Source organism: Vibrio qinghaiensis (genome assembly GCF_002257545.1).
GTDB lineage: Bacteria > Pseudomonadota > Gammaproteobacteria > Enterobacterales > Vibrionaceae > Vibrio > Vibrio ordalii.
In genome coordinates, this window is record NZ_CP022741.1 from 1,550,384 (window position 1) to 1,572,411 (window position 22,028).

Consider the following 22,028-nt stretch of genomic DNA (forward strand, 5'->3'; position numbering starts at 1 on the left):
CCTTGAAGGTGGAACTTATGTTTTGAACTTATGTTTTGAACTTATGTTTTGAACTTATGTTTTGAACTTATGTTTTGAACTTATGTTTTGAACTTATGTTTTGAACTTACGCATATGAGTTTTAATATTTGAGCTCAGTTGAAGAACTTCTTTCGTTCTCTGAGCATTATCTTGACCACTACTCGACAGCTCATTGGTGGCCTCTGATGCTTCAACAATCGCTTGACTGACTTCATCAATAGCTTGTTTCTGCTCTTCTGTTGCATGCGAAATCTCGCCATTTCTTTCAGAAATTTCAGAGATAGTATTTTTCACCTGCTCAACAGAATGCTGTGATTCGGAGACTCGTTTAGCGGTGCTTTCCAACAAATTCGAGATGCGGATGATTTCTTGCTCAACCGATTCTGTTGCACTACTTAGCGAGCGAATATTGGTTTGGATCTGTTCGGTGGATTGGCTAGTCTTGGTCGAAAGGTTACGGACTTCATCAGCCACGACTGCAAAACCACGCCCATGATCTCCTGCGCGCGCTGCCTCAATCGCCGCATTCAATGCCAACAAGTTGGTTTGCTCGGAAATGTCATTAATCACCCCGACCACCGTTGAAATTTTCCGCCCTTCATCAAGCAGCTTATGCATTTCCGCGTTTACCGAACCCATTTCGGAACGCATATTTACAATCTCGGCGGCAGAGCGTTCTATTGAGTGGTAAACATTGTCGACCAGTTGAGAAGCCTCACTCGCTTGCCTTGCGGCGTCATTAGCGGTTTCAGCCACTGTTGCCACCGACTGACTCATTTGAGTAGAAGCAGCGGCAACCGTCGACAAGCTGTGCTTTTGTTGATCAATTTGCTGTGCATTTTTCAAGGCAATTTGGCCACTCATTTCCGCGGTATCTTTTAGTTGCACAGACGCCTCAGTCACTTCTATAACGATCTCTCGTAGTGACTCTGTAAAGTGGTTAATACTGCGAATAATCTGCGAAAATTCTCGATACTTAGGTTCCGGTATAATGTTACTTAGATCACCTTCTCCCGTAGCAAGGTCGGCTACTCGTTCAGTTAAATCATTGAGTGGATTTAGCACTGTTTTTGTCAGCGCGAAAATCAAGAAGACAATCATAACACTGTCTAAAATTAACAGCTCGACGAGACTATATTGAAGGCTTTGCAATAGTGTTTTTTCTAATCTCTCAGTGTTATAAAAGAGTTCAATCTGCCCAACCTCATTTTCCTTATCATATTCGATGAAGGTAAGCTTCTGCACTGAGGAGAGCATTGATTCATAGCGCTGTCCTTCATTCGTCGCTATCTCTATTACTTCTTGTGATTCGGGGGATAGTGTTAAAAAAAGAAGCGGCGTACCACCTGCATCTTTCACTCTAGCCGCCTGAATCTCTGGGTTATTCAACTCTGCTGAAATCGTGAGTTTTGCAGCTTGTAAATCAAAATCCCAAATTGATTTTGGCAGGCTATAGCTTAAGCGCTCTTTTGCATTTGATATAGAAATGTCTAAGTTATGCTGCAGTTCCTTTTTCTTGGACTGATAATCAATGTAGCTCGAAATGCCTAAAACAATAGACACTGCTAACACGACTTGGATAACAAAGATCACTTTAACACTTTTCCACATACTTCATTTCGCCTTAATCAATGGTATGAGTTAAGCACTGTGCGTTGACTTCATCGCACCGCATGATAGCCATCTGACTCTTGTGTTTAATGAATAGGACGCAGACCAGAAGAGAGGTCAATATCATCTCTGCTATTGTCTGAACTCATACCGATCATGTTGATCTCACTTATCTTTTACTTAAGGATAGACCAAGAAGGAAAAAGGTTATTATTTTTTGAGCCGAAAGTTTACTTTCGGCATAATTTAGAATTGAGTAGCGAATGAAGAAGCGCTGACGGGCTGGATAGGAGAGTATTTGGCCGTAACCAACGCATTTAATAGTGATACTCCTGTCGCCTCTTGTTCGGTAAACACTCTTGCACTCATCACTGCTTTTCCGCCGTTGATAAACACTTCTAATGAAGAATTATCCGCGAGAATCTGCAGCTCAACCTGTTCACATTCTAAGGCCAATTCACGAATCACATCACCTTGGCGTATCAAAGTATGGGAACGATCAAAACGTAATACTTTTTGCTGGGCATCTAAACTCAATTCAACGTATTGCTCATCTTTTTCAAACAAACGTAAGCTTGCCCCCCAAGGCAAAGTGATACACATTTCAAAACTTTTGGTATTGAGAATGGTGCATTTATCGCTCAACTCCAAACTTACCGGCTGGTGACATAACTGCTCTAGTTCTCTTATAGGCCTTTGAATAAGTTGATCATTCTCAACACTCAACTCACGCAGTGCCGTAAGTTGATGCAACCAGCCGTTGTCACAGCTAGGATGATTAACTTCGTCAGGCAGCCCCATCCATGCACACAAGACGCGCCGCCCGTCTGCCGTTTGCATGGTTTGAGGGGCATAAAAATCAAAGCCGTGATCCAGTGGCTGCAGATGACAAAAGTGAGGATGATCATTTTCATCCCATAATACTTTTGCAATACGATTTTGATGGACAACGGTGTGGTTCACGTTATCTGAAATAATCCCTTGAGGGCCAAAAACAAAATAACTTTGGCTCGCGATTTCAAACATATCAGGGCATTCCCACATGTAACCTAGCGGTGCGATTTCTTCACCAAATAGACCATCGAAATGCCACTCTTTAAGATCATGTGAATGGTAAATCGCCAGCCGACCTTGCAACTGCGTTGTTTGCGCGCCAAGCAACATGAGCCATTTTCCTCGGTGGCGCACTATTTTAGGGTCGCGAATGTGTTCCGTGACACCCGTTGGCAAATTACGGATCACTGGGCCACATTTTTCAAAACGGAGGCCATCTTGCGACACGGCTAAACACTGCGTTGTTTGACGCAATCGCTGTTCACCTAACCGAACATTGCCAGTATAGAAAAGCATCAACTCATCGTTGTGACTTAAAGCATGACCAGAAAAAACCCCATGGCTGTCGTACCAATCTGATGGAGTCAGCGCAATACCTTGCCATTGCCAGTGAATAAGATCAGTACTCGCCAGTTGTACCCAATATTTATCCTTGTGCTCACACCCATAAGGATACCACTGATAAAAAAGATGATATTTTCCTTGGTGATAAATGAAACCGTTTGGATCATTGAGCAGCCCTTGCGGCGGAGAAATATGCCACGTTGGACGAAAGGGACAATCGTTTGGCGAGGAATAGGCGTACGCATTAAGCCGCAGCTGAGAATCAATCATTCGACCTAAACTGTTGATCAGTTCATCGGCATATTCATTGATGCTATCTTGTTGAATCAAAAATGAAAGCTGCCATTCACCGAGCACTTCTCGCAATCGCATATGGCTCGGCAAAACATTGGCTAAAGCTGGATCTCGCAGCGCAATAACGATTTCGCCTCTTGGTGCGAGTACTCGCTGAATATTGGCCGGGCCGCCAACTAATCTCACCATCTCTTCAAATGACATTTTTTCCACTGGCACTGTTTCTAATGACATGACTTACACTCAATTTTTGGGAACGATTGCAAAATATAAAAAAATAAGCCTGCTTGCAAGCATTGGTGAAATATTGCCCTCAATTATGCGGGCTTCCCCTCAGCAAGTACCTTCAGCCTTAGCCGGTTTCACGTTCGATATTTTGGAATGTTAGCACGACTTTACTCATCTCCTGCCCACGACCAGCAATACGTTCAAGCAACATCTTGGCTGCATTTTCACCTGCTTTATCAAAGGCATAGTTGAATGTTGATAAGCTTGGGTTACTGACAAATGCGAGCTCATCATTGCCAACTCCTAATACTTTAATTTGCGATCCAACCTGAACCCCAGACTCTTGCAGTGCTTTCACCGCTCCAACCGCAATTCTATCGGTTGCGCAAAAAAGGCCATCTAATTGTGGGTATTGAGCGATTAATGTTTTAGCTTGTAAGTAACCAGATTCAATCGAAAAATCACCACGCACATGAAACAACAGGGTTAAATTGTTGATACCCAGTGCTTGCTCTAATCCTTGAGAACGCAAGCAATCCACCGCTACGTCATCGCTCTGAACACCAATAAAACCAATGTGTTGACAACCTTTTGCTATCAACCGTTTACCCGCTTCGAATCCAACGCGAAGATCATCATGAACAATACTTGGGATATCGTGCAGTGAGCCATCTTGCCCAACCAATACCACCGGGACATTAGATTGTTGAATTGCTTTCACTAATGGCATATCAAGATGTGTGGCGTAAAGTACAATGCCTTCGACCCTCTTTTGATTAAATATTTGGATATATTCCAACTCTTTAGCGTGATCTTGATGCGTATTGGCAAGCAACACGTGTTTGCCCGCTTGTTCAAATATGGCACTTAAACCATCAACGCCTTGTGCTGTCGCATGCGAAGAGACTCGCGGAACGATGACTCCAATTAAATTGGTTTTTTGTGATTTGAGATCTTTAGCGACTTGGTTGACCATATAGCCGCATTCGGAAATTGCCTTTAACACTTTGATTTTTGTAGACTCTTTAACACCATACTCATCATTTACAACGCGTGAAACCGTCGATTTAGAAACTCCGGCCAGCTTAGCGACATCGTGCAAACTCGACATACATAACCTTACTCATTCTGTTTTGGGATTGTTTGCAAAACTCAGCGCAGCAAACGATCGAATAGTGTGATTCTAACGCTGTTTGTAGAATTATCGATCTCTCTTTTACTGATCTAATTCACAGAATCAATGGTTGTCTTTTGACTACTTTGAATTATTCATCAAAAATCCATCTTGCAAACGTTCCCAAAATACTTATTTTAACTTTATCCACCATGCTTATCTTAAAGAGATCAAGTCATCTGGATACCAAACAACAACCGGGGTGGGTTATGAACTATCCAGTCATAGCAAAACAATTATTAGAGCAATTAGGTGGCAGAGAAAATATCCAAGCCCTTGCTCACTGTGCAACACGTTTAAGATTAGCGCTAAAAGATGACGCATTGGTTGATGAACAAGCCATTGATTCACTTGAAGGTGTCAAAGGACAATTCAAAGTCGCTGGCCAATATCAAATTATTTTTGGCTCCGGTATCGTTAACCAAGTTTATGCGGAAATGGCCAAGTTGACCGGCCTTGCTGAAATGTCAACCAATGATGTTGCAAGCGCGGGTGCACAAAAGCAGAACCTAGTTCAGCGCGCCGTTAAAGGGTTGTCGGACATTTTTGTCCCTATTATCCCGGCCATCGTCGCTGGCGGTTTATTGATGGGGCTGTTCAATGTACTGACAGCTACTGGGCTTTTTATCGAAGGGCAATCACTGATTGATGCTAATCCGGGCTTGGCTGATCTTGCCAGCATGATCAACACCTTCGCTAACGCCCCTTTTGTTTATCTTCCTGTTTTGTTGGCATTTTCTGCTTCTAAAAAATTCGGCGGCAACCCATTCCTTGGCGCTGCATTAGGTATGTTGATGGTTCACCCAGACCTGCTCAATGGTTGGGGGTTTGGCGGAGCTTCTGTCGCGGGCACCATCCCTACTTGGAATATTTTTGGCTTTGAGATCCAGAAAGTCGGCTATCAAGGCTCTGTCTTACCCGTTTTAGTCTCCGCCTTTATTCTTGCAAAAATAGAAAATGGCCTGCGTAAAATTATCCCTTCTGTACTGGATAATTTACTGACGCCTATGCTCTCGATTTTCATTGCAGGCTTTTTAACCTTCACACTGGTAGGCCCGATTACTCGCGATATCGGCTTTCTATTGGGTGATGGGCTGAACTGGCTATACGATTCTGCTGGCTTCATTGGTGGTGCACTGTTTGGCTTTATCTACGCACCGTTTGTGATTACTGGCATGCACCACAGCTTTATTGCTATCGAAACACAATTGCTGGCTGACATCGCCATTACTGGTGGCACGTTTATTTTCCCTATCGCTGCCATGTCAAACGTAGCGCAAGGAGCCGCGGCTTTAGCGGTTGGTATGAACACCAAAGATATCAAATTGAAAGGCATTGCGATTCCATCGGGTGTAACTGCTCTTTTGGGCATTACCGAGCCGGCTATGTTTGGTGTAAACCTGAAACTTCGCTACCCATTTATTGCTGCGATCATCGGTTCAGCTTGTGCTAGTGCATTTATCACCTTGTTTAATGTCAAAGCACAAGCGTTAGGCGCGGCAGGGCTTCCTGGAGTGATTTCTATTAACCCAGAGAAAATCAGCTACTACATGATTGGCATGCTTATTTCTTTTGTCATTGCCTTTACCTTAACACTTGTTTTGGGTGCCAAAGAGCGCACAAAGCTTGATAAGCAAGCAACAGCGTAACCCCCAAGGCTGTTATGCTCCTAAGCCTGCTCGATGTGAGTGGGCTTATTTCTTCAGCGAATAACACGGATATTGGAAGAAAAAATGAATCGAGTTTGGGTAACAGGCGACGCGGTCGTCGACTTAATTCCTGATGGTGAAGCACACTATCTAAAATGTCCGGGCGGCGCTCCGGCGAATGTGGCTGTTGCCATCGCAAGATTGGGGGGTAACAGCGCCTTTTTTGGCCGTGTGGGTAATGACCCTATGGGGCACTTTATGCAATCCACATTAACCGAAGAGAAAGTGGACACCCGATATTTGCAGTTGGATGAGCAGCAAAGAACATCGACTGTCGTGGTCGATTTAGACTCGCACGGCGAACGCAGTTTTACCTTCATGGTTAAGCCTAGCGCGGATCAATTCATCCAATACTCAGACATTCCAACCTTTTCCGCGGGTGAATGGCTGCATTGTTGCTCAATTGCTCTAGCCAACGAACCGAGTCGCAGCACTACCATTGAAGCGATTAAACGCATCAAAACCAACGGTGGATTTGTCAGTTTTGATCCCAATCTACGCGAAGAGGTTTGGCCTAACCCCGCAGAGATGATCCCGGTGGTGATGAGCGTGGTCGCAATGGCGGATGTGGTTAAGTTTTCCGATGACGAACTGCTCTTGCTCACGCAGCGCCCTAGCCTTGAGCAGGGATTAATCTCAGTGAAAGAACTGAACATTCCGCTGGTTGTCATTACTCAAGGCGCAAAAGGAGCACTGGTGATCACAACAGAGATGCAAACACTAATAGCAGGGAAAGCGGTCACGCCGATAGATACAACTGGCGCAGGCGATGCTTTTGTCGGTGGATTGCTTTGCCAGTTGTCATTACATAAAGAGTGGTTTACTAAGGGTACTATCATAAAGGCCGTGCAATGGGCTAATGGCTGCGGAGCATTAGCCACCACCCAGAAAGGGGCAATGACAGCGCTACCAGATAAGCACATGCTTGATCAATGGATTGGCTAAAATGATAATGCTGCCGTAAGCCACAATGGATAGAAAAACAAAATAGCTAGAGACAATTTTGTGATGTAAATCAATGTAAACTGATGGTTTTCTAAATCTATTTGCTACACTTACAGCATCAACACACAAACAACCACCAGACTTAATGCAAAGATTAGTAAAATATGAACGATGTAAACGATGGGTAGTTAGCTTTTTATATTGCTTGCTGCCTATTATCATTGCTAGCCCAATCATCGCTTGGCAGACACGATCTGATTTGAACAATTATATTAAAGATAAACTCAAAGTAGGTGAAATTCAGTTTAATCGGATCATTCGAAATGCTGAAGTCTCTAACCAACGTGCATCATATTACCTACAGATGGAATGCAAAGAGGTATTTCCATATTTACGAGAGCTTGTTGCCACCACACCCGATATCCGCACATTAAACTTGGCAAAAGATTCAAACGTTTATTGTAATTCATTAGACGGTGAAATCTTCCGTCAAGCTCGGCATTATGTGGAAAATGAACTCTATTTATCTAATAACAGTCGGTTAACTCCCTTTACACCAGTGCTCACTTTTCACCGTCACTATCCTCAAGGCTCAGTGATAAGTGCCGTTAATGGTTACCACATAACCAATATCATTGCTCTATTAAAAGATTATGGAGCGCTCTACTTTGAGGTTGGTGAAAATAATATCAATAGTAAAGGGGCGTTTTCAAACAAACAAACTCACTCAACGATCAGCCTCATCTCCTCCCGCTATCCTTACACATTTTCAGCTAAACTGACGTTAAATGACTATTGGCTTTATTTTAAAAACACCAAACAAACCAGTACGATGTTAGTTCTCCTTATGGGTATTGGTTTAGGCGGCTTTGCTTATTGGAAACTAGGCCAAGCTTCGTCAATGCAGGGAGAAGTGAAACGCGCTATTCAATCCAACGAGTTCATTCCGTATGTACAACCGATTGTTGATGGTAGTGGCCAGCTCAGCCATATTGAAGTGCTTGCCCGCTGGCAACATCCTGTTCATGGATTAGTGAGGCCCGATCTTTTTATTCCCTTAGCGGAGGAATCTGGGCTAATCATTCCTATTACGACTCAGTTAATGGCGCAAGTTGAGCATGAACTTTCATTGCATCAAGCACAATTTCCAGAGCATTTCAGTATTGGATTTAATATTTCAGCCAAGCACTGCGTAGCTTCCAATTTGTTTGATGATTGCAAACGTTTCATTGAAACCTTCAACAATCGTAAACATATTTTGACGTTAGAACTCACCGAAAGAGAGCTCGTCACTGACAGTGATGAAGCAAAAAAACTCTTCCAATCACTGGATAAGATAGGTGTGTTGCTAGCAATTGATGATTTTGGTACAGGGCACTCTAGTTTGAACTATTTGCAAGAGTTCAAGTTTGATATTTTAAAAATCGACAGAAGCTTTATTACCATGATCGGTAGCGATGCGATCTCTAGCCACATTGTTGAAAACTTAGTCGATTTAGCCAAGCGACTTGAGTTAAAAACCATCGCAGAAGGTGTGGAAACCCAAAAGCAGGTTGACTTTTTGAACGAAAGGGAGATTGACTATTTACAAGGTTATTTCTTTTATAAGCCTATGCCGCTCAGTGAGTTTATCACTCTGCTTAAAACCACCTAGATCAATCTCTGGCATTCCAATAGGATGATAACTGGAACTTCAGTGGTTATTTCTTATGACGAGAGGCCAACTGAGCACGGTAGCGAGCTAAATGAAAACGTTTTCGAACGGGCTGTTGAGCAGACAGTTGCTTTAACACTTGGTTGAGTTGTTTATTGTGATGCTGGCTATGATTCGCCGCTGATTGTTCATCATCTTCAATGAAGAAAGACGCAACGCTGGCCGTCAATAAACCAAAAAGTGTTATGCCCGTCAGCATTAAAAAGACCGCAACACCACGGCCAAACGGGGTAACAGGATACATATCACCATACCCTACCGTAGTAATCGTGGTCATTGCCCACCAAATCGCATCAGAAAAATCATTGATTGGGCTATCCGTTCCTTTTTCGACCAAATAGACAAAAGCCGCAGAAAGAAGCACTGTCGATAAACTGGTTAGCCCAATAAAGCTGAGCGTTTTTTGCCTTAATACAGCTTTGGTTTGACGCCATGCTCTTGGCAAAATCAGTAAAATACGCAAAAAACGGAGCGGACGTAGGAATGGCATGGCCACAATTAGCACATCTGGCCAGTTTTTTACCATGTAATGCATAGGGTGTGGGCTGAGTAAGACCTTAACCAGTAACTCCGTTGCAAACAATGCCCAAATAATCCAAAGCAGATGCTCCAGAAAATCAAGCTCTTCAGGCTGTAAAGGTGCAATATCTGGCAGTAATGCGACGATCACATACACTACCGATAGCAGCAGCATCGGAATTTCAGTTTTATGCTCGATCGCAGACAGTAGCTGTAAACGTGTTTTTAATTTCATGATTCAAATACCTTTTTCCGTTTACCTTAGCGCCAAAAATACCAAGAGAGAATCGTATAACCATCCCTTTCATTACCCAATTAGCACCCAACTCAAAATGGAACTCACTATAAACTAGGTAGTTGAGATGTAAAGAATGGTGACCTTAATAGAGCTTAATATCGCCTCGAGGATTATTTTAAGCTCTTCACTACCAACAACTCACTCACAAAAAATCCGAAAACACCATAGGAGCTAAGTTTCAATTGTGATACAATGCGCAACTTTATGGATATCTCTCTATTTTCATATGGACGTGACCCGATACCCAAGCCACTTAGGATGCTGTCGATGACCAGTAAGTGAGGCCGAAAAACATCAATAAAATGGTGTGATTGGCGTCAATGAACGTGATCAATACAACAATGCTGCAAGTGGGACAGGTATAACTCCGTTGTTTTACTCCGAGGTCACTTATTACCATGTCTTTTTTAAAAGATTTAGCCATTCGCAAAAAAATTGCGCTTGCCTTTACTATTATCGCGTTAGTCAATATCGCCTTCGGTTATTACCTATATCGTTCATTGAACGACATACAAGATGACCTACTTAATCTAACGGATGACACACTCCCATCAATGATGATGGTCAATAACGTCAAATACAATATGGCTTCTGTGCGACGTGCTCAAATCAGTTTGCTTTCCGCAACCGATCAAGCCGAAATTACGGAGGACATTCGTTGGATGCAAGAACGTTATGAGGAAATTGATAGTGCGCTAGCCACTTATGAACGCGCCGTTTGGACCGATCATGAACGGTCTATTTTTATGCCTGTTAAGAATCTGTGGCGCGATTATTTAACCGCATTAGGCTCTTTTAATGATGATATCCTCAGTCAAAACAAAGTAAAAGCTCAAGGCGATATTTCAGCCTCTTTGGTTACATTTGAACGTCTAGAGAGTGCGGTTGATGAACTGCTCAATTTAAACCAAACCTTTGTTACCCAAAATCGCTCTGAACTAATGACGCTTATCCAAGCTATCACCTCATTTTCAACCGGTAGCATTGTGGCACTAATAGCATTTATGGTCTTCATTACTCTGTTACTTTCTCGCTTAATCTGTCAGCCATTACACTTGGTTGTGCAGCAAGCGCACGCGATTGCAGAAGGTAATTTAAGCCATCGATTAGCACGTCAGCATATTGGGCAAGATGAGCTAGGTGAATTGGCCGATGCGTGTTCAAGCATGCAAGAGAATTTACGTTCAATGGTGGAAGAGATCATCGCCGGAGCAACTCAACTTTCCCACGCCGTCGACGAAGTCAGCGCCGTCTCTGAACAGACATCACAGGGTATGCAAGAGCAACAGGTCGAGGTCATGCACATTGCGACGGCTATGACACAAATGAAATCGACGGTTGCAGAAGTGGCAAGAAACACAGAAGTCGCCTCTGACGCCGCTCGTGAAAGTAACCAACAATCTATCCTTGGATCAAAACAGATGGATTCCGTCGCGAATGCTATCTCTCTTGTGACCCAAGAAATTGATCAAGCAGAACAACGCGTATTAGAACTTGAGCAGCAAGCGCAGCAAATTAACGTTGTCGTTGACGTGATAAGCAACATCGCCGACCAAACCAACTTACTGGCTCTGAACGCAGCAATTGAAGCGGCTCGTGCTGGTGAACAAGGGCGTGGTTTTGCTGTTGTTGCTGATGAAGTTCGTGCTTTAGCCGGCAAAACCCAGCAATCGACGGGTGACATCGTCAATATAATCCAAAGCCTACAAACATGCGCAGTGCGGGCTCGTGAAGCGACGTCACAAAGCAGTGTACTTATGGGGCAATGTGTTGAGCAAAGTGGCCAGACTCAAATCGCGATTGACCACATAAGTAATCAAAGCGCGCATATTGCTGATATGACCATCCAAATCGCCAGTGCGTGCGGAGAGCAAGATTCGGTTAGCGAGGAGCTCAGTCGCAATATCGAACGCATTAGTGAATCAGCTAAGCAAGTTGCACAAGGTTCTTCCAGCGCTGCTCAAGCGTGCGTCGAACTTAGCCAGTTGGCAGCAATGCTACAAAATACGGTACGTCGCTTCCAAGTCTAACCTCATATCGTGGGTTTAAAAATAACGGCCTCTTTTGAGGCCGTTATAGTATCCATTCTCTTGCTATTTATAGCTTAAATCTGTCGCTTTACCTTTAAAGATTCGGTAAACCACAAAGGTGTACAGCAAGATCATCGGCATCACAATCACGACACCAATGCCCACTACCAATAAGCTAGCCGTAGAGGCGGCTGATTCTTGAGCCGTCATTATCCCGGGGACGACATCAGGGAAGAAGCTATAGGCTAATCCAAGAAAGCTTAATGCAAAAATTAGCATCACGCCAAAAAATGGCCATTGAACTCCCATATCATTCACTACAGGCACTCTTTTTAAATAGCGATCAACCATAAAAATCGTGACTAACACCACCAGCGGAACAGGAGCTAATAACAGCATTTCAGGGAAACTAAACCAACGTTCCGCGACCAGTGGATTAAATAGCGGGTTAACAATACTGACTGAGAAAATACCCAGCGCGGCCAACCAACCCGCGCGGCGTGACCAGCGCGCCGCTCGAATTTGTAACGCGCCTTCGGTCTTTAACACCAGCCAAGCTCCACCGATATAAACATAAGCGGCCGTCACGCACAGCGAACTGAGTAGTGCAAAGCCATAAGCCTGCATCGACTCCTCAAAGCTCATCACATACCGTCCAATCATGTAACCTTGGGTTAATGCGGCAAGTAAAGAACCGGTTTTAAAACACAAGTCCCAGTGGTCTTTATGATCCGCTTTCGCTTTTGCACGGAAATCAAACGCTACACCACGCATAATCAATGCGATCAGCATCAGTGCGGTGGGCAAATACAGCTCTGTCAAAATCAAGCTATGTGCACTTGGAAACGCAATCAATAAAATACCAACACCTAGCACTAGCCATGTTTCATTGGCATCCCAGAAAGGACCAATGGAGGCGATCATTCTATCGCGCTGTTGCTCATTATTTTGGGGTAATAAAATACCGACACCCAAATCATAACCATCAAGTACCGCATACATGAAAACACTAAAACCAAGCAGTAAAAGATAAATTTCCGGTAGATAAGAGATCATAATGGTGCCTTTTGCTCGTCAATCGGTTGAATCGTTATGCCTGTAGAGAACTGCCTTGCTAAATAAAACAGTGTATGGATATAAGCAACTAGCAGCACGGCATAGATGGTTAAATACATCACTAATGACAGCACAACAGAACCACTTCCAATCGCAGTAACTGCATCAGAAGTACGCAATACACCACTAACAAGCCATGGTTGACGGCCAATTTCAGTAACATACCACCCTGCTAATGTGGCTACCCATCCTGAAAACGTCATCGCGACAACGGTATAAAGATAGAACTTGGGTAAGGTTTTTTTACGAATTAAACGCCATGCACCAAACCAACTCACTAGCAGCATCAGCACGCCAATTCCGACCATAATTCGAAAGCCGAAGAACAGTGGCTTAACCGGGGGATGATCCGGTGCAAATTGATTTAAACCCACAATTTCACCGTCGAGGTCATGTGTGAGTATCAAGCTGGCTAATTTAGGAATACCGAGTTCAAAGTGATTGCTACGCGTGGCTTCATCCGGCCAAGCGAACAAGAGTAACGGTGCTCCTTGCTCCGTATCCCACACCCCTTCCATCGCGGCAATTTTAGCGGGTTGGTGTTTTAACGTATTTAAACCGTGTAAATCGCCAACAAAAATTTGTATTGGTATAGCAATGGCCGCGAGAATAATGCCGACTCTAAGGCCCACTTTCGCTGCTTCCAGTTGTGAATTACGCAAAAATTGGTAAGCAGAGATCCCTGCAATGACAAAACTTGCGGTGAGTAAAGAAGCCAGCAACATATGTACAAGCCGATACGGCATAGAAGGATTAAAAATAACCTCCTTCCAACTGGTGACATGAACAATGCCTTCAATCACTTCATAACCAGCAGGTGTATGCATCCAACTATTTAAAACTAAAATCCAAAAAGCAGAGAGTGATGTGCCTATCGCCACCAGCACGGTTGCTAAGGTATGCACCCATTCAGGTACTCTTCCACGCCCAAAAAGCATCACGCCAAGGAAGGTCGCTTCCATAAAAAAGGCCGTCATCACTTCGTAGCCTAACAATGGCCCAGCGACGTTACCGACTCTCTCCATGAATCCTGGCCAGTTAGTCCCAAATTGAAAACTCATCGTGATACCAGAAACAACACCGAGCGCAAAAGTCAGGGCAAAGATCTTGACCCAGAAATAATATAAGTCCAACCACAACTGAGCTTGCGTTCGTACAAAACGCCACTTAAAAAACACCATCACCCATGCAAGCGCAATCGTAATGGTTGGAAATAAAATATGAAAACTGATATTGGCGGCAAACTGGATCCGCGACAACATGAGGGTCTCTAACATCACTCTTTCCTCAATCAAAAAAGACTAGGCAATCAAATAACAACAATTTACTTAATTGTTAATTACGTTGATCGACCTAATTAAGTTCACTGCCTGAGGATTTTCTTACTTAAATTAACTAAGCCTTCTCATCGATTAATGAAAATGAAAAATCCACAGCAGTGCAGCCAATGAGTTGTACCAATCATCAGCTGTAAGACCGAGGAAAAAGATGTATCAAATTACGGAAGAATTATGACAAAAAATAACCGTGCCCCATAACAAGCGTTAGGTTTGAGTAAGCCCCGCTTCAGCACCGCCCCGCGTTAGGGCTTTATCAGGATGGCTCTTAGCTATTGTTTCCTCACTACCTCAAGGTGCACAGCGCACCTCACGGCTAGTTAGTTCGTTAATTCGCTAGTTAGCTAGTTAGTTAGCTAGTTACTGAACACTACACTCGATTTTGTTGATCGGAATACTCGATTGACCAAAACAGACATAAGCGCTAATCGGTTGATTCGCTTTTATTTTAACGTAACCTGCTTGAACGTCATCTTCTCGAAATCGAACCATATTAGACGTCACTTCTGAACCATCGACATAAATCGCCGTGAAATCATCATTCATCCAAGCAACCACTTTGTCGTAACTCTGTTTTGTCTTAAACACGACCTCGGCGCAGCGAATAGGCGGATTGTCACGAACGCTGTACCCGCCAGAATGTTCAACCGCTTCAGAGCCATTGCTCACATCGTGTAACTGGCTGGAAATCACATCACACTGACTGTCAGCCGCATGGACATTAAATGCAATAAGCATGGGGATCACGTAATAGCTTGGCTTCATCATAAACATTACTGACATCACAGGTATTTGTTAAAAAATAATAGCTTTACCCTATTCAAAACCACCCAAAAATAACATCACTTAAAAGTAAACGTGGGTTCAATATCACTGAACACTGGAGTGATGCCGTTCTAAATAGAACATTTGTTATTTTTTTATGTGTATTAATTGGTTCTAGCTATACGGTGTAAACCTAGAATCTAACAGGCTTATTATTGCACCACATCACCATCGTTCAATTTAACTTAACCACAAGGTAAAAAAATCAAGATTGACCAAACAACCCCTTAAATCATATCTTTCACCTACACCTTGACGAAAATCAAAAATCTTGCACTTTTATCGCAAATCTCTTTTCGCTCTAGGTATCCACATATCATAAAAAAACCATCAAAAGGTAGTCAGCATGAAACAACCACTCAAGGCGCTGGTGCTCGCAATCAGTTTGTCGTGCGGTGCCATCGGTGCTTACGCAAACTCGTTAGAGCCGCTCGACAAAGAGTTCACTTTACAAGTTTTAGGATCGGGAGGGCCAATTTCCGATGATCTGCGCTCTTCTTCAGCGGAAGTGATTTGGTGGAAAGGCAAATCTAAAATCATGATTGATGCTGGCGGCGGTGCGTATCTGCGCTTTGGCCAATCCGGCTCTAAACTGGAAGATTTGGATTTTCTAGGCATTACCCATTTCCACACCGACCACGTCGCCGACCTGCCCGCGCTACTTAAAGGTGGCTACTTCTTTAACCGTCAAGATCCGCTGGATATTGCTGGGCCGCAAGCGGGCTCAGCCTTCCCTAGCCTATCGGGCTATATGGACGCACTCTTTAATAGCAAAGATGGCGCTTATGCTTATTTGAACGGTTTGTATGATGGCAGCGATGGTTTGTTCCCAGTCACCATCACCGATGTTCCCTACAAAACCACAACACCAACTAAAGTGTATCAACAAGACGGTTTAACCATTTACGCACTCGGTATTCCTCATGGTGACGTGCCATGTTTGGCTTACCGTATTGAAAGCGATCAGGGCGTTATTGTTATCTCTGCTGATCAAAACGGCAGTCATCAAGCATTTCTCGATTTTGCTCAAGGCGCTGACATCTTAGTCATGCCGATGGCAATTCATGAATCAGCCGATGAAGTTTCGGCATTTATGCACGCTAAGCCTTCAGTGATTGGCGAAATCGCCGCCAAAATCAATCCTAAACTGCTCGTGCTCAACCACTGGATGGGAGTCGGCCTTAAACATAAGTCAGAGTCGACCAAGATCATCAAACAGTTTTATCACGGCGAAGTTATTGCCGCCCGTGATCTCTCAAGCTACCCAATGAGTTCCGTGAAGGAGATAACCCATGAATTGTAAAATTGCTTTATCTATTGCGATGACTTCCGCCATTGCTCTGCATTCAGGTATGAGCTTTGCCGAAACGTCAACGGAAGCACCAGTGAGTGCGCAACCCACCTCGCAAAATGGTGGCAAATGCGCGGCTGGTAAATGTGGTACTGAAAAACGTTTTGAAAAGCAGGATTTAAAAAGCGATCCGCAAGGACGTTTAGTACGCGCCAGAGATGGTAAATGCGGTTTAACCGCAGAGGGAATCGCACCTTCCGCTGAAACCATTACTCTAACCAACAGCAAAATCACTGGTGGTGTATGCGGGCAATAGATCGCACTTCAAAAGGCATCGGCTTGCGTAGCGAACACGTCGATTTGCTATGCCAGTTGCCTGACCATCCCGACATTGATTTCCTTGAGCTTGCTCCGGAGAACTGGATGAATATGGGCGGCCTTAAACGCGAGCAGTTGCAGCAGATAGCAAAGCACTATCCTCTGGTTGCACATGGGCTGAGTTTGTCGATTGGCGATGGTCAGCCACTGAACAAAGCGTTTGTGAAAAAGGTAGCGGCATTTTTAGATGAATTTAACATCGACATTTACAGTGAGCATTTGAGCTTTTCGCGTGATGCCCAAGGGTACTTGTATGAACTGCTGCCTATCCCGCGCTATAAAGAGAGCATTGCTTACTTGGTCGATCGCATTCACTGCGTTCAAGATATTGTGCAACGCCCTTTGGTGCTGGAAAACATCTCCTACTACCACAGCTACGGTAAGGAGATCCCCGAAGGCGAATTTATTGCTGAGATAGTCGAGCGCAGCGGCTGCCAACTGCTGATTGATATCAATAATGTGTATGTAAATAGCCGTAACCACAATTACTGCCCGTTTGACATGCTGGCCACTTTACCGAGCGAAGCGATCGGCTATTACCACATCGCCGGTCACTTAAAAGAGCGCGAAGATTTCTTGCTCGATACCCATGGTAAACCAGTACAGCAAGAGGTGATTGACTTAGCTCGTTATGCTTACGCTCTGCAAGGTAGCCGTCCTTTGCTGCTTGAACGTGATCATCATGTGCCTCCTCTGGTGGTTTTGACTGAAGAGTTGCGCACTATCCATCACGATATTATGCAGCCAGCGCCATCATTAGTTATCGATGTGGAGCGTAGCCATGCTTAAACCACCGATGAACATGAGTATGTCAATGTACGCACTGACCTGCGTGATCCGCTCACCGATTGCGCAAGGCGAACCGCCCTGCCGTTATCGAGAGTTTATTCGAGAGAACATTTATTCTGTCATTACGCACACTTTTCCTCTGTTTTGCGCTCAACTTAACGAGGAAACACTCTACATTTTGACGGACGAATGGTTGGTAATACATGGCGCTATGGAGCCTGAGTTCCATCAGATTGCGACTGAATTTGTTCAGTTTATCCAACAGCATAATGGCCATAATGCCGACATTAACCTCAGTGCTGAGCAAATCGCACTGCTTGAATATGAATGGATCGCTTTCAACGCTGAAATGGATAGCGCCCATGTGCCGGATCTCAACGTGTGGTCGGATGACGCTGAAGCTCAACCGGAGGCGTTTTTCATACAGCTTAACCCAACGTTAAAACTGGTCGAAGTGCCTTTTCTTGTCCATCCAGAATCGGTCACTTTTCTAACTCAAGAACAGAAAACGGTCTGTTATGGGGTATTTCGTCATGCATCGCATCAGGTGGTATCACAAAAACTCAGAGAAGTGGATATCGCCCTGATTCAGATGATTCAAAACGCCCCAGCGCAGTCACTAACGCAACTAGAACAACAGATAGCTCAACACCTATCCAACTTCCATTTTTTGGCGTGGGTTCAAACGTTTCAGCAACAAGGACTCATCAGCCTGTATTTATTAGGAGAAACTCTATGATTCATTCAGCCCTCAATTGGTACGATGGCGTGATCGAAAAATTTAAAAAATTCGATTTTATCGTACTACTTGCGATTCGACTTTTTCTCGTGCCGGTGATTTTTGTCGGCGCTCATTCCAAAGTGGTTGGTTTTGCTGGAACCGTTGCCTGGTTTGGCGCCTCAACCGCCGATGGTGGTTTAAATCTACCTTTTCCTGAACTGCTGGCATTTTTAGCCGCCGCGACGGAAGTGCTCGGCTGTATATGCATCGCACTTGGTCTTTTTACTCGCATTATGGCGATTCCAATGATTTTCATGATGAGCGTGGCGAGCGCAATGGTGCACTGGAAACATGGCTGGGATGCGATTGCCACCAGCAGTATGGAAGCAACCGTGCGCTTAAATGGATTTATTGAATGGTTAGCCGTAAATTTCCCAGGCCGCTACAACTACATCACTGAGCTCGGTGACCCTGTGATGCTCAATAACGGGATGGAATTTGCGGCGACTTACTTTGTGATGCTGATGGTTCTTTTCATTTATGGTGGTGGCCGCTACGTCAGCCTCGACTACTGGCTAAAAAAACCATTCACTCGCACGCCTCAAACCGCTTAACACCTAATGATGCCGACTAACTTGAAGTTGCCACCCGCAGCTTCAAGTGGCAGGCGTTATCAATCACACATTCATCTCTGACTATCTTACCTGCCATTTTGCTGGCGGGAGGGAGACTTTATGCTTACAGATGTGGTGGAACTGTCACGGTTCCAGTTCGCCAGTACGGCGCTTTACCATTTTATTTTTGTTCCGCTGACCATTGGCTTATCATTTTTACTGGCGATCATGGAATCACTGTATGTCATGACCGGCAAAACCGTTTACAAAGACATGACTCGTTTTTGGGGCAAGCTGTTTGGCATCAACTTCGCCGTTGGCGTTGCCACCGGCCTCACTATGGAGTTTCAATTTGGCACCAACTGGGCGTACTACTCTCATTATGTGGGTGACATTTTTGGTGCTCCACTGGCGATTGAAGCTTTAATCGCTTTCTTCCTTGAATCAACACTCGTTGGATTATTTTTCTTCGGCTGGGAGCGCCTTTCTAAGCGTCAGCATTTAAGCGTGACTTGGTTAACCGCTTTAGGCTCTAACTTTTCTGGATTGTGGATTTTGATGGCCAACGGCTGGATGCAAAACCCCGTCGGCGCCGAGTTTAACTATCAAACCATGCGTATGGAAATGACCAACTTTACTGATGTCATTTTTAACCCAGTAACCCAAGTGAAGTTTGTGCACACCGTTGCGGCGGGTTACACCACAGGCGCACTGTTTATCATGGGTATCAGCGCTTACTACCTATTGAAAATGCGCGACCTTCCCTTTGCGCGTCGCTCATTTGCTGTGGCTTGCGCTTTTGGCATGGCATCCATTAGCGCCACTTTATTGCTAGGTGATGAGTCAGGTTACACCTTAGGTGAAGTGCAACAGGTGAAACTGGCCGCCATTGAAGCCGAGTGGGATACCGAACAAGCCCCTGCCTCTTTTACTCTGTTTGGGCTACCTAACCAAGAAACCATGCACACAGACGCGGCGATTAAAGTCCCTTATTTGATGGGTATTATCGCCACGCGTTCATTGGATGAGCCCGTCATCGGCTTAAAAGATTTGATGGCGCGCAGTGAAGAGCGCATTCGCAATGGCATGCTCGCTTACGGGTTATTGGAAGCCTTACGCAATGGTGACGATTCACCGCAAAACGTCGCTCAGTTTGAAACGCTAAAAGAGGATTTGGGATACGGTTTTCTGCTCAAGAAATACACCGATAAAGTAACTGATGCGACTGAAAGCCAAATCAAACAAGCCGCGCAAGATACCATTCCGCAAGTTGCACCTCTGTTTTGGAGCTTCCGCATCATGGTGGCCTGCGGTATGGCGATGTTCGCTGTGATTGGGCTCTGTTTCATCCAACTTTGTCGGCGAAAAATCGGCACTCAGCCTTGGTTACTTAAAGCGGCATTATTCGCCATTCCACTTCCCTGGATTGCCAGTGAAGCGGGATGGTTTGTTGCTGAGTTTGGCCGCCAACCTTGGGCTATCGGTGAAGTGCTTCCGGTTAATATGGCCGTATCTAACCTATCACCTAGCGATTTATGGATTTCACTGGGCCTAGTTTACTTACTCTATAGCGCATTTTTGGTGGTGGAAATGTACCTGATGGTGAAGTTTGCTCGGCGCGGACCAAGCGCCCTACATACCGGACGTTACCATTTTGAAACGCAAGATGGGCACGGATCTCTATCTCACGTACACCATTAAGGGAGAACACAATGTTTGATTACGAAACCTTACGTCTGCTGACTTGGGCGATTGTCGGTGTGCTATTGATTGGTTTTATCATCACCGATGGCTTTGATATGGGCGTTGCAGCGCTACTGCCCATTTTGGGACGCAGTGATGTTGAACGAAGAGTGATGATCAACAGTATCGCGCCTCATTGGGATGGCAACCAAGTATGGCTGATTACCGCTGGCGGTGCGATTTTCGCTATCTGGCCACTGGTGTACGCCACCGCATTTTCTAGTTTCTATTTAGCGATGATGTTGCTACTTGCCGCGTTATGGCTGCGCCCAATAGGTATGGATTATCGCTCGAAAATCGATAATCCCTCATGGCGCAAGGCGTGCGACAACGCACTGTTCATCAGTGGCGTTGTGCCGCCCCTCATCTTTGGCATTGGTTTTGGCAATTTATTGGTAGGAGTCCCTTTTCAGCTCAATAACTTATTGATGCTTGATTACCAAGGCCATTTTTGGGATCTATTCACGCCATTTCCGCTACTGTGTGGCCTGCTCAGCCTTGCCATCGTCGTCACTCAAGGCGCAACGTTTTTACAGCTCAAAACTTGTGATGCGTTACGTGAGCGAGCCCATAACGCGTCGGTGGTCAGTGCCAGCATTGCGGTGGCATTATTTCTCATCGGCGGATTCTTTGCCGCCAACATGACGGGTTATATTATCGTGAGCCCGATTGTCACGGATGCCGCTTCAAACCCCTTGCACAAAGAAGTGGTTAGCGTCGCTCGTCATTTACTGCATAACTATCAAGCACACGCCATGCTGTGGTTGATCCCTTGCGTGGGCATCGCGAGCTTATTGGCGTGCATATGGGCAAGCCTGAAAAGAGCATCTGGCTGGGCATTCTTATTCTCTAGCCTTGCTATTGCATGCATTATTTTAACGGCAGGCGTGGCGCTATTTCCGATGATCATGCCGTCAAGCTTAATGCCATCACACAGTTTGACGATTTGGGATGCCACATCCAGCCAAAAAACACTCAATATCATCACGCTTGTCGCCATCTTAGTGGTGCCAGTTATTCTCAGTTACACCGCGTGGGGTTACTACAAAATGTTCGGTCGATTGAATGATGATTATATTCGCAACCACAGCGTATCGCTGTACTAAAGGAGATGACTGATGTGGTATTTCTGTTGGGTTCTTGGCGTATTACTCGCCTGCGCATTGGGCATAATCAATGGATTGTGGCTTGAGCAAGCTGAGCATTTCGATGAATCGTAACTCACTCATATGCAAGCCGATAACCTGTTAACAAGGTTTAAGATCATCAAGCT

19 protein-coding genes are annotated in these 22,028 nt (G+C 44.7%); 12 read left to right on the forward strand and 7 right to left on the reverse strand.

The window, feature by feature from the left end:
* Positions 1–93: 93 nt before the first annotated feature.
* From CCZ37_RS07110 to CCZ37_RS07120, 3 genes are all read right to left on the reverse strand, one after another.
* Positions 94–1,632: a methyl-accepting chemotaxis protein gene (locus CCZ37_RS07110; protein ID WP_094500136.1), complete on the reverse strand. Its 1,539-nt coding sequence runs from the start codon at positions 1,630–1,632 to the stop codon at positions 94–96.
* Positions 1,633–1,878: 246 nt separating this feature from the next.
* The gene (locus CCZ37_RS07115) at positions 1,879–3,558 is read right to left on the reverse strand and encodes a glycoside hydrolase family 32 protein (RefSeq protein ID WP_094500137.1); all 1,680 of its coding nucleotides are present in this window, start codon (positions 3,556–3,558) and stop codon (positions 1,879–1,881) included.
* Between the two features lie 118 nt (positions 3,559–3,676).
* Positions 3,677–4,663 carry a LacI family DNA-binding transcriptional regulator gene (locus CCZ37_RS07120; protein ID WP_064625342.1) on the reverse strand — a complete coding sequence of 329 codons (987 nt, stop codon included), beginning with the start codon at positions 4,661–4,663 and terminating at the stop codon, positions 3,677–3,679.
* Positions 4,664–4,935: 272 nt separating this feature from the next.
* Here CCZ37_RS07120 and CCZ37_RS07125 point away from each other — a divergent pair, with 272 nt between their 5' ends.
* From CCZ37_RS07125 to CCZ37_RS07135, 3 genes are all read left to right on the forward strand, one after another.
* Positions 4,936–6,375: a sucrose-specific PTS transporter subunit IIBC gene (locus tag CCZ37_RS07125; RefSeq protein WP_094500138.1), complete on the forward strand. Its 1,440-nt coding sequence runs from the start codon at positions 4,936–4,938 to the stop codon at positions 6,373–6,375.
* Positions 6,376–6,459: 84 nt separating this feature from the next.
* Entirely contained in the window at positions 6,460–7,380 is a 921-nt protein-coding gene (locus CCZ37_RS07130) for an aminoimidazole riboside kinase (RefSeq protein ID WP_094500139.1), read from the forward strand.
* 259 nt (positions 7,381–7,639) lie between these two features.
* A complete protein-coding gene (locus CCZ37_RS07135; protein ID WP_244187256.1) occupies positions 7,640–9,034 on the forward strand; it encodes an EAL domain-containing protein in 1,395 nt (464 codons plus the stop codon).
* A 46-nt stretch (positions 9,035–9,080) separates the two neighbouring features.
* Here the strand turns inward: CCZ37_RS07135 and CCZ37_RS07140 are convergent, their stop codons facing one another.
* On the reverse strand, positions 9,081–9,848 hold the full coding sequence (locus tag CCZ37_RS07140) for a potassium channel family protein (protein WP_094500141.1): 768 nt from the start codon (positions 9,846–9,848) through the stop codon (positions 9,081–9,083).
* Between the two features lie 461 nt (positions 9,849–10,309).
* Between CCZ37_RS07140 and CCZ37_RS07145 the strand changes: the two genes are divergently transcribed.
* On the forward strand, positions 10,310–11,941 hold the full coding sequence (locus tag CCZ37_RS07145) for a methyl-accepting chemotaxis protein (protein ID WP_094500142.1): 1,632 nt from the start codon (positions 10,310–10,312) through the stop codon (positions 11,939–11,941).
* A 63-nt stretch (positions 11,942–12,004) separates the two neighbouring features.
* On the opposite strand, the gene CCZ37_RS07150 is transcribed toward CCZ37_RS07145, so the two are convergent.
* From CCZ37_RS07150 to CCZ37_RS07160, 3 genes are all read right to left on the reverse strand, one after another.
* Positions 12,005–12,997, reverse strand: coding sequence for a cytochrome d ubiquinol oxidase subunit II (locus CCZ37_RS07150; RefSeq protein ID WP_017042970.1), 993 nt, complete (start codon positions 12,995–12,997; stop codon positions 12,005–12,007).
* Positions 12,994–14,334 (reverse strand): cytochrome ubiquinol oxidase subunit I, encoded by a 1,341-nt coding sequence (locus CCZ37_RS07155; protein ID WP_010318140.1) that lies wholly within the window; start codon positions 14,332–14,334, stop codon positions 12,994–12,996. The genes CCZ37_RS07150 and CCZ37_RS07155 overlap by 4 nt, the downstream gene beginning before the upstream one ends.
* Before the next feature lie 420 nt (positions 14,335–14,754).
* Positions 14,755–15,168, reverse strand: a complete 414-nt coding sequence (locus CCZ37_RS07160; RefSeq protein WP_094500143.1) for a hypothetical protein — start codon at positions 15,166–15,168, stop codon at positions 14,755–14,757.
* A gap of 397 nt (positions 15,169–15,565) precedes the next feature.
* On the opposite strand from CCZ37_RS07160, the gene CCZ37_RS07165 reads away from it, so the two are divergent.
* The 8 genes from CCZ37_RS07165 to cydX all read left to right on the forward strand — a co-directional run bounded on the left by CCZ37_RS07165 (position 15,566) and on the right by cydX (position 21,975).
* The gene (locus CCZ37_RS07165; RefSeq protein WP_094500144.1) at positions 15,566–16,522 is read left to right on the forward strand and encodes an MBL fold metallo-hydrolase; all 957 of its coding nucleotides are present in this window, start codon (positions 15,566–15,568) and stop codon (positions 16,520–16,522) included.
* Positions 16,512–16,826, forward strand: coding sequence for a hypothetical protein (locus CCZ37_RS07170; protein ID WP_094500145.1), 315 nt, complete (start codon positions 16,512–16,514; stop codon positions 16,824–16,826). The genes CCZ37_RS07165 and CCZ37_RS07170 overlap by 11 nt, the downstream gene beginning before the upstream one ends.
* Positions 16,814–17,677 carry an MbnB/TglH/ChrH family RiPP precursor modification enzyme gene (locus CCZ37_RS07175; protein WP_094500146.1) on the forward strand — a complete coding sequence of 288 codons (864 nt, stop codon included), beginning with the start codon at positions 16,814–16,816 and terminating at the stop codon, positions 17,675–17,677. The genes CCZ37_RS07170 and CCZ37_RS07175 overlap by 13 nt, the downstream gene beginning before the upstream one ends.
* Positions 17,670–18,416 carry an HvfC family peptide modification chaperone gene (locus CCZ37_RS07180; RefSeq protein WP_094500147.1) on the forward strand — a complete coding sequence of 249 codons (747 nt, stop codon included), beginning with the start codon at positions 17,670–17,672 and terminating at the stop codon, positions 18,414–18,416. Before CCZ37_RS07175 ends, CCZ37_RS07180 begins: the two co-directional genes overlap by 8 nt.
* Positions 18,413–19,012, forward strand: coding sequence for an HvfX family Cu-binding RiPP maturation protein (locus CCZ37_RS07185; RefSeq protein ID WP_010318151.1), 600 nt, complete (start codon positions 18,413–18,415; stop codon positions 19,010–19,012). Before CCZ37_RS07180 ends, CCZ37_RS07185 begins: the two co-directional genes overlap by 4 nt.
* 120 nt (positions 19,013–19,132) lie before the next feature.
* Positions 19,133–20,713 carry a cytochrome ubiquinol oxidase subunit I gene (locus CCZ37_RS07190; RefSeq protein ID WP_094500148.1) on the forward strand — a complete coding sequence of 527 codons (1,581 nt, stop codon included), beginning with the start codon at positions 19,133–19,135 and terminating at the stop codon, positions 20,711–20,713.
* Positions 20,714–20,724: 11 nt separating this feature from the next.
* Entirely contained in the window at positions 20,725–21,861 is a 1,137-nt protein-coding gene (gene cydB, locus CCZ37_RS07195) for a cytochrome d ubiquinol oxidase subunit II (RefSeq protein ID WP_094500149.1), read from the forward strand.
* Between the two features lie 12 nt (positions 21,862–21,873).
* Entirely contained in the window at positions 21,874–21,975 is a 102-nt protein-coding gene (cydX, locus tag CCZ37_RS07200; protein WP_094131687.1) for a cytochrome bd-I oxidase subunit CydX, read from the forward strand.
* The last annotated feature ends 53 nt before the right edge of the window (positions 21,976–22,028 follow it).

What these genes read in the sequence shown, in the direction of transcription:
- CCZ37_RS07125 (WP_094500138.1), top strand. Translation starts at nt 4,936, where the DNA reads ATGAACTATCCAGTCATAGCAAAACAATTATTAGAGCAATTAGGTGGC.
- cydB (WP_094500149.1), top strand. Translation starts at nt 20,725, where the DNA reads ATGTTTGATTACGAAACCTTACGTCTGCTGACTTGGGCGATTGTCGGT.
- CCZ37_RS07165 (WP_094500144.1), top strand. Translation starts at nt 15,566, where the DNA reads ATGAAACAACCACTCAAGGCGCTGGTGCTCGCAATCAGTTTGTCGTGC.
- CCZ37_RS07160 (WP_094500143.1), bottom strand. Translation starts at nt 15,168, where the DNA reads ATGTTTATGATGAAGCCAAGCTATTACGTGATCCCCATGCTTATTGCA.
- CCZ37_RS07180 (WP_094500147.1), top strand. Translation starts at nt 17,670, where the DNA reads ATGCTTAAACCACCGATGAACATGAGTATGTCAATGTACGCACTGACC.
- CCZ37_RS07170 (WP_094500145.1), top strand. Translation starts at nt 16,512, where the DNA reads ATGAATTGTAAAATTGCTTTATCTATTGCGATGACTTCCGCCATTGCT.
- CCZ37_RS07175 (WP_094500146.1), top strand. Translation starts at nt 16,814, where the DNA reads ATGCGGGCAATAGATCGCACTTCAAAAGGCATCGGCTTGCGTAGCGAA.
- CCZ37_RS07115 (WP_094500137.1), bottom strand. Translation starts at nt 3,558, where the DNA reads ATGTCATTAGAAACAGTGCCAGTGGAAAAAATGTCATTTGAAGAGATG.
- cydX (WP_094131687.1), top strand. Translation starts at nt 21,874, where the DNA reads ATGTGGTATTTCTGTTGGGTTCTTGGCGTATTACTCGCCTGCGCATTG.
- CCZ37_RS07140 (WP_094500141.1), bottom strand. Translation starts at nt 9,848, where the DNA reads ATGAAATTAAAAACACGTTTACAGCTACTGTCTGCGATCGAGCATAAA.
- CCZ37_RS07185 (WP_010318151.1), top strand. Translation starts at nt 18,413, where the DNA reads ATGATTCATTCAGCCCTCAATTGGTACGATGGCGTGATCGAAAAATTT.
- CCZ37_RS07120 (WP_064625342.1), bottom strand. Translation starts at nt 4,663, where the DNA reads ATGTCGAGTTTGCACGATGTCGCTAAGCTGGCCGGAGTTTCTAAATCG.
- CCZ37_RS07155 (WP_010318140.1), bottom strand. Translation starts at nt 14,334, where the DNA reads ATGTTAGAGACCCTCATGTTGTCGCGGATCCAGTTTGCCGCCAATATC.
- CCZ37_RS07145 (WP_094500142.1), top strand. Translation starts at nt 10,310, where the DNA reads ATGTCTTTTTTAAAAGATTTAGCCATTCGCAAAAAAATTGCGCTTGCC.
- CCZ37_RS07190 (WP_094500148.1), top strand. Translation starts at nt 19,133, where the DNA reads ATGCTTACAGATGTGGTGGAACTGTCACGGTTCCAGTTCGCCAGTACG.
- CCZ37_RS07130 (WP_094500139.1), top strand. Translation starts at nt 6,460, where the DNA reads ATGAATCGAGTTTGGGTAACAGGCGACGCGGTCGTCGACTTAATTCCT.
- CCZ37_RS07150 (WP_017042970.1), bottom strand. Translation starts at nt 12,997, where the DNA reads ATGATCTCTTATCTACCGGAAATTTATCTTTTACTGCTTGGTTTTAGT.
- CCZ37_RS07110 (WP_094500136.1), bottom strand. Translation starts at nt 1,632, where the DNA reads ATGTGGAAAAGTGTTAAAGTGATCTTTGTTATCCAAGTCGTGTTAGCA.